Here is a 12,553-nt window from a genome sequence, read left to right as displayed (position 1 = left end):
TTATAAACAACATAATAATGGCGACTACAACAGTAAAAGCATATGGTGCAACAGCATCAACAGAAGATTTAAAACCTATAAATATTGAAAGAAGAGCTGTAGGAATAGCTGACGTAAAAATTGATATCACTTACAGTGGTGTTTGTCATAGTGACATACATACAGCAAGAAACGAATGGAATGGATCAACCTATCCTGTAGTACCTGGACATGAGATCATTGGTCGAGTAGTAGAGGTAGGAAATGGTGTTAGTAGCCATAAAGTAGGTGATTTAGTAGGTGTAGGTTGTATGGTAGACTCTTGCCAGACATGTTCTTCTTGTCAGAAAGATTTAGAACAATTTTGCGAAAATGAAGCAACATTTACGTACAACAGTCCGGATAAACATCTTGAAGGCAAACAAACATACGGAGGTTATTCAACGTCAGTTGTTGTTGATGAAAAATTTGTACTACGCATTCCAGAAAATTTAGACGAAGCAGCAACTGCACCGCTATTATGTGCAGGAGTTACTACGTGGTCACCATTACGTCATTGGAATGTGAAAAAAGGAGATAAAGTAGGAATAGTAGGCTTAGGAGGATTAGGTCATATGGGCGTTAAATTTGCCAATGCATTAGGTGCACATGTGGTTATGATTACAACATCGCCAGAAAAAGGAAAAGATGCTCAACGTTTAGGTGCTCATGAAGTTTTAATTTCCAAAGATGAAGACGATATGAAAAAACACCAAAACAGTTTCGATTTTATTTTAAATACTATTCCTGTAGGTCATGAAATGGATCCATATTTAGGATTACTTAAAATTGATTCAACAATGGTTTTAGTTGGTGCAGTAGAACCTTTGAAGCCATTTCATGGTGGAAATATCATTATGGGACGTAAGCGTATTGCTGGTTCTTTAATTGGGGGTATTAAAGAAACACAAGAGATGTTAGATTTCTGTGGCGAACACAATATTACTAGTGATATTGAGCTTATCAATATGCAAGATATTAACACAGCTTATGATCGTGTTACAAGCAATGATGTTAAATACAGATTTGTAATTGATATGAAATCGCTTAAATAAAAATAATTTTTTTACAGTGCATTAAAAAACAGCATCTAAAGTAATTTTAGATGCTGTTTTTATTTGTAGTAAATTATTGAGCTAAATTAAGTTTAATTTCTTTTTCCAAAAATAGCTCAGATATAGAGCCTACAGATTTAGGTTGTGAGAGCGCTTACGCTTCTGCCACTTCGCTCCTTATTGGCTTTATGGTAAGGGTACTTCCATCATGGCTCCGACGGGAAGCTAAAACTTCTTTTGTATTCATAAGGAGTGCCAGTGGAAGAACGTGAATTGATTATTAATTTGAGGCACTGAATGCAATACTGTTTGAATAGGCTCTGTTAAGTTAGCTGCGATGCAAACGCTACGATTCTTTTTATAAGGAAAGTAGGCACTTCATTACAAACGAGTCAGAGGGTGCATATTCTTGCCATGGCGCGTTGTCACGTAACGTAGTGTAATAATAGTCAGATTCTTCTTTGAAAACAAAATTGTAGTAAACATGAGTTCCGTATCTGGAAAGTCAAAAAAATTTTTTCGACAATGCCTGATGTAAATATTTCGGTGTTATTGAAAGTCTCATAATTCTTTATGATTTTGTTTAAAAAGAACCTTACCCGGATATTTCTCAGCATAAGCAAGGATTAAATCCACACTGTATTTATTGCTTTTGTGTTGAGTGACATGATCTTTTATATCAGAGGGATCTGTAAAACCAATATCCGATGCAATATATCCCATGCCATAAAAGTGACCTTTTTCAACCCAAATGCAACTGCGTTCTTCAGCAGACCTGCCTTTGTCTATAATGGCAAAGCTTGGCCTGTTTTTTATTAAAAAATCAATGGCGTTTTCGACTTGCTCGTTGTGTAGTTCCACTTCAGGTAAATTGGTCCGGTCTGGTTTTGGGATAAATTCTCCATGGTCGTCCATACCGTAGTTACAGAATCGGTTATCAATGCCAAATTGTTCGGATAAGCTGCGCAATACATTGATGCCTTTATACAAATTATTGAAAGACTCTATGCACGACTGAAATTTGCCTAACTTTCCAATGGCCAGGTATTTGTAACCGCTGCGGGCTTCATATTCATACAGCCCATACTTAGGGTCAAAACGTTTGAGTGCCCTGTTGTAAGTAGGCCATAGTTTCTTAATTTCGGTACATTCCAGCAAAAGCGCCATTAATTCTGTAGCACATACTTCAAAGGAAATCCCGTGTATGTCCCGCAGGAAATTTTGCCTTTGTGGCGTGATATTATGGCCACTGAAATGGGAGGCTACCCGTTTCTTTAAGTTAATTGCCTTTCCTACGTAAATCACTTTTCTTGTCTGATCATAAAAATAATATACACCTGCTTTTTCAGGTAACTGCTCAAAGTCAGCAGGCGGTAGGTTAGGAGGCAAGCGCTGGTCTTGAGCAGTTTTTTGTATCATTTTTTCGATTACACCTTCAACGTCCCATTCCAACAAACGGGAAAATAATATGGCAGTTGCATCCGCATCACCACCGGCACGGTGTTGGTTTGTTAAAGGGATGTCTAGCGATTGGCAAAGCCTTCCCAAGCTGTACGAAGCCAATCCTGACTTAATTTTTCTTGCTGCGCGAACGGTGCACAATTTTGGCGCGGTCCATTTGAATCCGCTTGCTTCGAGTTGGTGCCGAACAAACGAATAATCAAAGTTGACATTATGGGCAACGAAAATGCGTCCGGTAAGCATTTCTAAAACTTTTTCGGAAATAGTATCAAAAATAGGTGCATCCCGAACCATTTCATTGTTAATGCCGGTTAGCGAAAAAATGGCAAGCGGTATTTCTTTTTCTGGGTTGACTAGTGTTTCCCAGCGGTCGATTACGCTGGTTCCGTTATGAATAACAATGGCAATTTCTGTTATGCGACTGTTACTGGCATTGCCGCCTGTGGTTTCTATATCTACTATTGCGTATTCCTGATTTTTCATTTTGTATATAACGTGAATTGTATTGTTATTCTTGTATATGAAGTTGGTGAAATCGCTCCTTCCTCACTTGCTAAAAGAGTCAAACAGACTCTTTTTTTGTACCCACCTCCATTTTATGTCTTGGCAGATTAATTTCATATTCCTGTGGATACGGTGCCCGATGGGTCATGCTGACATCTTCCCGAATTTGTTCATGGACTTTATATTGTCTGTCAGAAGTATTGGAATACCTTGGATCAGGGAGGAATGACATTTTGGCCATTTTGATAACCGTAATGGTGGGAAAATGATAATCCACTTCTACAGTTCCCAAGAGCAAATAACAGCCACCGCCTTGGAACGGATATTTTTCCAGACTTTTAGTAAAATGTGCGGTATCGAAATATTCGCCCTCTATGTCTACCCAAGTTCCAAAATACATGGTTCCCATTTTGGTAGGTACATGTTTTCTTGAAATAAGGTAAGCCAGCATCTTTACCGTTTTTTTATGGTGTTTTAATAAATCTTTCGCCATTACGTCCCCTCGATATTTGGTCTGCAATAAATCGAAAGGGGTGCAGGAAACCGGAAAATTCAACAGTTCGATTTCATCAAAAGCATCTTCAAAAGGGGAGCGTTCGAGTATGGGCAGTTCATATTCTTTGATTGGTTCCTGAAGCAGCATCCCATTTCTGTTTTCGGGTTTGAAATTGACCAGTATGAGTCTGGCAGTCACCAATAATTGATTTTTTGTTTTTCCCGTAAAACGAAACGCTCCAACAAAAATCAAAATTTGTATGCCTTCAATACCGATGGGAATGCGGTTGATGAAATCTTCCAAAGAGATGAATTCGCCTTGTTCCTCCCGTTCTTGAACTATAAAATAAGCTACTTTACTTTCCAAACCTTCCAGAAGCATGAAGCCCAAATAAACGTCAATGCCATATACCGTAGTTTCATAATCGCTCTTGTTTACACAAGGATTCTGAATGGTTGCACCCGACATTTTGGCTTCATGTACGTATACTTCGGTACGGTAAAAACCACCCTGATTATTGATCACCGCTACCAGAAATTCAATAGGGTAGTAGACTTTTAAATATAAGCTTTGGTAACTCTCAACAGCATAAGAGGCGGAGTGAGCCTTACAGAAGGAATAGCCAGCGAAAGATTCAATTTGTCGGTATATTTCTTCACTCAACTTAAGCGGATGTCCTTTTTTCGCACAGCAGGCAAAGTAATTGTCCTTGACTTTTTGCAAAGCAGCTTTGGATCGTCCTTTCCCACTCATGGCCCGACGCAGAATATCTCCATCGGCAGCGGGAAGTCCTGCATAATGTAAGGCAATTTTAATGACGTCTTCCTGATAGACCATAACCCCATAGGTTTCGCCTAGCTGTTCTTTAAAAACGTCATGAAAATATTCGAACTTATCGGGATGGTTGTGCCTGAAAATATATTCTTTCATCATACCGGATTGGGCGACACCCGGGCGGATAATGGAGGATGCTGCTACTAAGGTTTTGTAGTTATCGCATTTCAGACGTCGCAATAAGCCACGCATTGCCGGGCTTTCGATATAAAAGCATCCAATTGTTTTTCCATGGCTCAAAAAGTGATTGGCCTTCGCCTCATTTTTTGACAATGATGTATCCCGAATATCGACTTTGATTCCCTGATTTTTCTCGATTAGTTTCACACTGTCATCGATATGACCGATCCCGCGCTGACTGAGAATATCAAACTTTTCAAAACCAATATCCTCGGCAATGTGCATGTCAAACAACACGATTGGAAACCCTTTCGGGGGCATTTCCAAAGGCGTGTAATTTGTAATTGGTTCTTCGGAAATCAGGATTCCACAGGAATGCATGCTGCGTTGATTTGGGTATTTTTCAAGCAACATCCCGTATTCTTGCACTAGTTTTACTATTGGGTTTTTATCATGTAACGCCATAGGGTTTTTAGCCAATGCGTCCAATTCTTCTTTGGGCAGACCAAACACTTTACCCACTTCCCGGAATATGGAACGGTATTTAAATTCCACATTGGTTCCGCAGAAAGCGACATGATCGGCACCGTATTTATCAAAAATATATCGGAGAATGGTATTGCGTTCTTTCCAGGACCAGTCAATGTCAAAATCTGGTGGGCTCTTGCGGTTTACATTCAGGAAGCGTTCAAAATACAAATCCAGTTCAATAGGGCAGATGTCGGTGATGCCAAGGCAGTAACTCACGATACTGTTGGCTCCGCTACCCCGACCGATATGCAAAAAGCCCTGACTTATACTGTATTGAATGATGTCCCACGTGATCAGAAAATAGCTGCTGAATTCTAGTTGATCAATCACCTTTAATTCTTTCTCCACTCGAGCTGTTGCTTGGAAATTATCGGTACCATACTTTTTTAACAATCCTTCGTGAGCGAGTTTGGTTAAAAGCTGCATGTCGCTTTCCCGACTCCCGGAATAATACTTTTTGTTTTTGGGCGTTTTGAAGTCGAATTCAAAATGACACTGATCCATTAGTTTTTGCGTGTTTTCGATAATTTGAGGATAATCCTCAAATTTTGAAAGCAGTTCCTCCAAAGGAATCATTACTTCAGACGTTTTGCAATAATCGTCCACAGTCAATTTGGACAAGATGACATTGGTATCAATAGCTCTCAGGATTTTATGCAAGTTGAATTCTCTTTTACTCCGAAAGGTGACGGATTGCAAAATCACCATTTTGTTGAGCAAAATCTTCCATTCCGGAAGAAACAATTTGGGAAGCTGATCGGGAGTAATGCCTATATATTCATGGTCTTTTAATACCGCAGGTTTATTTTCGAAAGGATAAATAATGACTACTTTTTTAAAATCAGGAGCGGATACTGGTAAAGGAGTATTTTCAAAATTATGTTTGGTCAGAAAGCGATTCATTTCGGCTAGCCCACCGGCATTTTTTGCCAAGCCTACATAACGCAGTTGATGGTTGCAACGGAATTCTATTCCGACGAGTGGTTTGATATTTACTTCTTCGAAGCTTTTTATGAAATCATAAATGCCAGTAACGGTATTAATATCCGTTAATGCCATTGTTTTTACACCACAAATAACAGCCTGCTGGACGAGATCCAACAGCGGGATGGTGCCGTAACGCAGGGAATGAAAAGAATGACAGTTGAGGTACATGGGGTGTTAGGTTTTGGGTAATGGGTTTTTGAGTTGTTGTCCCTCGACTGCGCTCGGGATGACAATGCGGTTTTGGTTGTGATTTTTTTATTTATTTAGAGGATCGTTTTAAAATTTCTGATTTGTTATTGGGTTTGAAGCTTGCTCCGGCGCACCGCATTACGGCGTCAAAGCCATAACGGCTTTTCATTTTATCCATGGCTTGATACAAAGACAGCATTTCTTCGGTATCCTCAAATAAATTGATTTGATAGGTTCCACGAACGAGTCCACTGAAACGAATTCCGATTAATCGGAGCCGCATGCGACGCTGGTAAACTTTATCAAATAAATCGGTAACAGATTTAATCAACATGTGATCGGCTGAGGTGTAAGGTATTTTGCATTGTTTGGTTTCTGTGTCGAAATTGGAATATCTTATTTTAATAACTACCGTGGAAGTCAGCCATTCTTCAGAACGCAACTGAAAAGCCAGTTTTTCCACCATTCCAATCAGTATTGATTTCAATTTTGGAATATCAATGGTATCCTGAGTGAAAGTATGCTCCGTTGAAATGGATTTCCGTTCTGTATAGGGTTCCACCGGATTGTGATCAATACCGTTTGCTTTCTTCCAAATGTCGATGCCATTCTTGCCAATCATCCGTTGCAATACTTCGGCAGGCATTTCAGAAAGCGTTTGAATGGTACGGATTCCAATTCGAGATAATAACTGAAAAGTCACATCACCCACCATGGGTATTTTTTGGATTGAAAGCGGATTTAAGAAAGACCGGACTTTATTTTCCGGTATTTCCAAGTTTCCTTTTTGTTTGGCTTCTCCGGTACCAATTTTAGATACCGTTTTGTTTACCGATAGTGCAAAACTGATGGGTAAACCAGTTTCATTGGTAACGGATTGTGCCAGTTCGTTGGTCCATTTGTAGCTCCCATAGAATTTATCCATTCCGGTAATATCGAGGTAAAATTCATCGATGCTGGCTTTTTCCACAATTGGTGCTTTTTCTTGAATTACTTCGGTTACATCATGTGATAATTTAGAATACAATTCCATATCACCTTTCATCACTTTAGCCTGCGGGCAGAGGCGGAGTGCCATTTTAATAGGCATGGCGGAACGCACACCGAAAGTTCGGGCTTCATACGAACAAGAAGCGACAACACCACGATCTCCGCCACCAATAATCAAAGGGATTCCTTCCAGTTTTGAATTTCCCAGTCTTTCGCAGGACACAAAAAAAGTATCCAAATCCATGTGTACAATTGCTCTTTCCATCTTCTTTTCTTTTTATACGTTACAAAATTAGTACAGATGATAACAAATTTTATTATATTTGTTGTTACAAATTATAACAAAATGGCTATGTCTTTATTTTCTGACAACATAAGGAACCTTAGGGTGCAACAAAAGATTTCACAGGAAAAGCTGGCTGTATCCTTAGGGATAACTAGGGGTAGGTATGTCAAATATGAAGACGGAACCTCGGAAGCACCGTATGAAATATTGAAGAAAATAGCGCATTACTATCACATCAGTATAGACCTGTTGCTATCTGTGGATGTTCGAAAAATTCCCGTAGATGATTTGTTACAATTGGAAAATAACAGATTGGTGTTGCCGATTACGGTAGATAAAAAAGGAGATAACTTTATTGAAGTCGTTACACAAAAAGTAAAAGCCGGGTATTTGAATGGGTATGCCGATCCGGAATATATTGAAAGTCTGCAACAAATTTCATTACCATTTTTGGGATCTGGCAAGCATAGGGGTTTTCCGGTAGAAGGAGATTCCATGCCACCACATGAGGATGGTAGTATCATTGTTGGTCGGTACATTGAAAAATTAGGTGAAGTTATGGATGGTAAGACTTATATACTGATAACCAAAAGTGAGGGGATGGTCTACAAAAGACTGAATAAGAACAAAAAAAATATTCTGGTTTTGGAATCAGATAATATTTATTATCCCCCTTATGAAGTAAAGGCTTCTGATATTCTTGAGATTTGGGAGTATGAATGTAATATTGGCAGGAGCGATAGAAAACAAGAAATCTCTGAAGCTGCAAGTGTGAAAGATATGTTTTTGGAACTGAAAAGGGAAATTAACGATTTGAAAATTAAGCATTAGATGTAAATGAAGACTAAATGATACGTGTTTAAAGAATCACTTTATTCTGGTGGCAGTTGGAACAGGGAAATCTTTACCAAGAAGGTTGTATAACTCTCTTACTTTAGAACATTAATTTAAAGCTAGATGCCAACTTTTGCTGTTTTCTAATACTTTTATTCTATCATTCGAATGTGATGGTCTGTTCTGTTTTGAATTTTCACACTATCGAATTATAAAAGTAATTTAGGTTCGTCAATTGGATTTATTTCGTTATCTAAATCAAAAATTGTCTTATGCTCCGATTAGTTTAATTTTTCTGATTTGATATTGAATTGATTGAATAATTCTATTAAAGGCATTTAATCAATTATGTAGTCTAAATCGTATAGATATTTCTTTTCAAAACGATTTGAAGCACTCATTAATTTGAATAAACTATTATCTGTTTTGTAAATTACTTGAATATCATCAAATTTTTTAAATATTAAAAAACATACTCAAGCGTAGTATAAAAAGTTCTTGCATCAGAAGGTATTATTCCTGGTCCTGGGTAGCCAGTGGCTCTTCTTGTAAAATAACTATTGTTTGTAAAATTAGTGATTCCGGCTTCTAGTTTCCATTTTTTCCATTTATACGAGGTTGAAAAATCAGCTACATAATAGGCTGGAATTTGGCCAAAAATACCATACGTATTGTCATTTCTATCTGTTTTACTGTTGTTTGCTTCGGTAAATTGAGAGGAAACGTAGGTAAATTGTACACTTGAAATAAAGTTTTTATATCCAATTCCGGTTCCTGTTTTTATGTTATAGAGCGGTACAAATTCGACCTTATTGCCTTCAATATTTGGCGCATCCGATTTTAAATATTCTGAATTGGTAATCGCAATATTAGAAAATACATTCCAAACAAAGTTATCGTTTTCATTAAAAAATGTATTGTTTAAACTCCAGTCGAACATGGATTCAAAACCGTAGGTTACAGCAGTTCCTATATTGTCTCGCAATCTGACAATTGCCGCAGAGCCATTTGGGTTTCGGGTTTCATATTCTCCTATTTTATCACTGTAATACAAGCCATAAATACTCGCGTCAAAGGTTACTTTATTTCCAAATTGTCCTCTAATTCCAATATCAGAAGTATAACCCTTTTCATCTGTAATATCTTCAGCAATAACTTGACTTGGTGAAACCGTACGAATATCATTGAATGTTACCGAACGATAATTTTGAGAAATATTCCCATACAGTTCAATTCGGTTTTGTGGTTTATAACTTAATCCGACACCTACTAAAATGAAGTTTCGGTCTTTTATATTTTTCTCAAACTTAGTTTCATCTAAAATCACATTTCCTGCTAAATCAAGATTTATTTTTCGGTAGGAACCTTCGGCTTGTGTTTTTATTTTTTCAAATCTAAAACCCGGAGTTATAGAAAAATTAGGGGTTATTTTGAAAATATTCTCTCCAAAAACAGACATATTCAAATTGGGAAAAGTATAGTTGGATTGGTTGGCATAAAAAAGAAATTCAGCTTCTGCTAGATTAAAATTGGCATCACTACCCGAGCTTCCCGGACCTTGAAGGCCTGAATTTTTAGATTGATAATATTTAGCCCCAATCAAAAAAGCGCTAGTGTTCTCGTTAATTGTATAACGCTGCAAATAGCGTGCTTCGGCACCCCAATTGACAAATTTACCAATTATTAAATCCCTTTCAGTACCTAATACATCCGGGGCAGAAACTCTATTAGAACGAAATCCAAGTGCTTTACGACTCGCATCTAGACCAAATAATTGCAAAGAAAAATCTGCCTTATCATTAAATTTATGCTTTAAGCGAAGGGCAAATAAATTCCAATTTACAGCAAACCAGTTTCGTGTTCTATTGCTTTGTGTTGGATCCTTATCAAACATCACGTCAGTTAATCCTCCAGCTTGTTGTGCTAAATAATTGAAATAGGTGTAGTCAAAATGTAAGGAAGTTTTATCCGAAAATTGATAATTTAAATTTCCAAAATAGTTTTTACTTTCAAAGTCAGAATTAGGTCTAAATCCATTTCCTTGTTTGTAATTATAAAAGGTGTAGTAACTGAACTTGTCTTTTGTGCCACTTAATGACGTAAAATTGGTAAACAGACCATACGAGCCTACTGTAGTTCTCGTTGTAAACTCAAAGGGTTTTTTACTTGGTGATTTTAATTTGAAATTAACTAATCCGCCAAATTGTGTTCCGTACTGTAACGATGCCGCGCCTCGTACTACTTGAATTTCTTCTAATGCTTCGGTGGGTGTTGCATAATAACTTTCAGGATAACCCAAAACATCCGCACTGATGTCATAACCGTTTTGACGAGTATTAAAATTTGCTGTTCGATTTGGATCCAATCCTCGACCTCCAATACTTAATTGCAAACCACCATCAGAACTTTCATTTATAGTTAGTCCTACTACCTGAGCAAATATTTGACGGGCATTATTGGTTGCCTTGTTCGCTGTTATTTTATTTAATGAAATAACTTCGGTTTTCTTTCCGGCATAAATAGCCGTTTCTTCAATATCTTTTAATTTATTGAGAGCGAATATTTTCTCTTTCTGCTTATTGATTACCACTTCGGAAAGTTGTGTAACGCTTTCTAAAACAACAACAATTTTTTGATCTGATATTGACACTGTTTTTTCTAAAACACCATAGTTTTCTTTGTAAAATACAAGTTGATAATCACCAGATTGGTTGAATTCAATTGAAAACTCTCCTTTAGAATTAGAGAGCTGTTTAGTCCCGGAACTTTTGTTATAAACTTCGACTAACGTTAATTTATTACCGTTTTCAGCCGTAATTATTCCCGAAACTTTATATTGGGAAAAACTATTTATTGTGACGAACAAAAGTAGAATGCAACTAAAATCCTTTAATTTCATCGTTAAAAGGTAATATCCAAGTTTTGTGTTTGAAAGATTCATTTTCTTTGGCTAGATTTATTTTTGGTTCAATGTATAATTTGCTTAATCTTCCGTTGAGAGCGACGTAACTTTCTACTCTAACTACAGGGTTGTGAACACCTTGTTTTTGATAATAATCGTGTAAAAAATGTGCGTACTCCAAAATAAAATCCGGTTGAAACGACATTTGTTTTTCCTGAAAAGAAGTTAAAAAACGACTGTTGTCCACCATTATATTTTCTTTTGTTTTTGCATCGGTAACACTAAATTGGGCATAACCAGCTTTTTCCATAAGCATCACACGCCATGAAAACCGAAAGCCTTCTTCAGTCCAAAATAATTCGTCAGGATACAATAAATATCGAAACGGAAAAAGTACTTGGAAAGCTATAAAACAACTCACCAAAGCTATTTTAGTTTTGTAAATAAAATTAAAATTTTTAATTTTTTCTTTTCCATTCTCAAAAACAGCGAAAGTAAAATTGAATAATTTAGAAACAAATTGTAAGATATTTTTATGAAAATTACTATTAAAAAAAAGTAATGAACTGACAATCATTACGTACGGAAAAACGCCAATTGGGAAAAGTATTTTAGTCAGGACATGAAATACCACGACTAAAACAAAAGCGAATAGTCGGGTTCTTTTGTATAGTAGTAAAAAAGGGATACTTAAATCATAGATCATTCCCGTCCAGCTAAAGGCGTAGTGTACCCAATTCTCGTTTAATAAGGAACCAATTATTGGTAAATTGGAACTAGCAGGCAACCAGATTTTGAGTGGCATAGCTTCAAAAAGCCAGTCTGAATTGAGTTTTGCCAATCCCGCATAAAAATATACAATCCCGATAAGCACTTTTAAAATATCAATTGTCCAACTGGGTATTTTCTGAAAGGCAATTTTAGGATTTCTGTACGCATCAATAGAAAAGTAAGCATTTGCAGGTAAAAAAATCAGTATAAAACTCACCACCGTAATAAAATAATAATGGTTTAGGTAGGTCGTTTTATCCATGAGTTCTATATAAGTAAAACTCAGGAAGAAAATAATAATCGATAGTTTGTATTTGTATCCAATGGCAACAAATAAAGCGGCTAATCCAGAGATAAAAAATAATAAATACGTATAATTACCTAGTGGTTTTACCCATTCAAAACCGTAATAGGTAAAGTGAAATTGAGGTTGAATGTAAAACGTCTTAATCCAGCCATAACTCGCAAATCTCGCTAAACTTAAAACCATCATAAAACCAAACGCTAGCCTAAAAAAAGCTAGCGTTGATGCCTCTGAATATTTATTGATATATTTCGTTGTACTAAAATTCATA

General features: G+C 36.8%; 7 protein-coding genes. 2 read left to right on the top strand and 5 right to left on the bottom strand.

Translation table 11 applies throughout. The annotated features are described in order from the left end of the window. Nucleotides 1-17 precede the first annotated feature (17 nt). Complete coding sequence (locus EKM00_RS11235) at nucleotides 18-1,073, top strand: NAD(P)-dependent alcohol dehydrogenase (protein ID WP_126516233.1); 1,056 nt, start codon at nucleotides 18-20, stop codon at nucleotides 1,071-1,073. A 561-nt stretch (nucleotides 1,074-1,634) separates the two neighbouring features. On the opposite strand, the gene EKM00_RS11230 is transcribed toward EKM00_RS11235, so the two are convergent. From EKM00_RS11230 to dinB, 3 genes are all read right to left on the bottom strand, one after another. Further along, nucleotides 1,635-3,017 carry an exonuclease domain-containing protein gene (locus tag EKM00_RS11230; RefSeq protein ID WP_126516232.1) on the bottom strand — a complete coding sequence of 461 codons (1,383 nt, stop codon included), beginning with the start codon at nucleotides 3,015-3,017 and terminating at the stop codon, nucleotides 1,635-1,637. A 79-nt stretch (nucleotides 3,018-3,096) separates the two neighbouring features. Next, nucleotides 3,097-6,174, bottom strand: coding sequence for a DNA polymerase III subunit alpha (locus tag EKM00_RS11225; RefSeq protein ID WP_126516231.1), 3,078 nt, complete (start codon nucleotides 6,172-6,174; stop codon nucleotides 3,097-3,099). Between the two features lie 91 nt (nucleotides 6,175-6,265). Beyond that, nucleotides 6,266-7,450: a DNA polymerase IV gene (gene dinB, locus EKM00_RS11220; RefSeq protein ID WP_126516230.1), complete on the bottom strand. Its 1,185-nt coding sequence runs from the start codon at nucleotides 7,448-7,450 to the stop codon at nucleotides 6,266-6,268. A gap of 87 nt (nucleotides 7,451-7,537) precedes the next feature. Here dinB and EKM00_RS11215 point away from each other — a divergent pair, with 87 nt between their 5' ends. Continuing rightward, on the top strand, nucleotides 7,538-8,302 hold the full coding sequence (locus EKM00_RS11215) for an XRE family transcriptional regulator (protein WP_126516229.1): 765 nt from the start codon (nucleotides 7,538-7,540) through the stop codon (nucleotides 8,300-8,302). A gap of 466 nt (nucleotides 8,303-8,768) precedes the next feature. Here the strand turns inward: EKM00_RS11215 and EKM00_RS11210 are convergent, their stop codons facing one another. Continuing rightward, complete coding sequence (locus EKM00_RS11210; RefSeq protein ID WP_126516228.1) at nucleotides 8,769-11,204, bottom strand: TonB-dependent receptor domain-containing protein; 2,436 nt, start codon at nucleotides 11,202-11,204, stop codon at nucleotides 8,769-8,771. Further along, entirely contained in the window at nucleotides 11,185-12,552 is a 1,368-nt protein-coding gene (locus tag EKM00_RS11205; protein ID WP_126516227.1) for an HTTM domain-containing protein, read from the bottom strand. The genes EKM00_RS11210 and EKM00_RS11205 overlap by 20 nt, the downstream gene beginning before the upstream one ends. Between the last annotated feature and the right edge of the window lies 1 nt (nucleotide 12,553).

The sequence above is a fragment of the Flavobacterium sp. RSP15 genome, assembly GCF_003968755.1.
GTDB lineage: Bacteria > Bacteroidota > Bacteroidia > Flavobacteriales > Flavobacteriaceae > Flavobacterium.
Note: the sequence above shows the minus strand (reverse complement) of the source record. Positions and strands in the feature narration are given on the sequence as shown.

Excerpts from the sequence above, each read along its gene's own strand:
- EKM00_RS11235 (WP_126516233.1), top strand. The coding sequence starts at position 18 with ATGGCGACTACAACAGTAAAAGCATATGGTGCAACAGCATCAACAGAA.
- EKM00_RS11230 (WP_126516232.1), bottom strand. The coding sequence starts at position 3,017 with ATGAAAAATCAGGAATACGCAATAGTAGATATAGAAACCACAGGCGGC.
- EKM00_RS11225 (WP_126516231.1), bottom strand. The coding sequence starts at position 6,174 with ATGTACCTCAACTGTCATTCTTTTCATTCCCTGCGTTACGGCACCATC.
- dinB (WP_126516230.1), bottom strand. The coding sequence starts at position 7,450 with ATGGAAAGAGCAATTGTACACATGGATTTGGATACTTTTTTTGTGTCC.
- EKM00_RS11215 (WP_126516229.1), top strand. The coding sequence starts at position 7,538 with ATGTCTTTATTTTCTGACAACATAAGGAACCTTAGGGTGCAACAAAAG.
- EKM00_RS11210 (WP_126516228.1), bottom strand. The coding sequence starts at position 11,204 with ATGAAATTAAAGGATTTTAGTTGCATTCTACTTTTGTTCGTCACAATA.
- EKM00_RS11205 (WP_126516227.1), bottom strand. The coding sequence starts at position 12,552 with ATGAATTTTAGTACAACGAAATATATCAATAAATATTCAGAGGCATCA.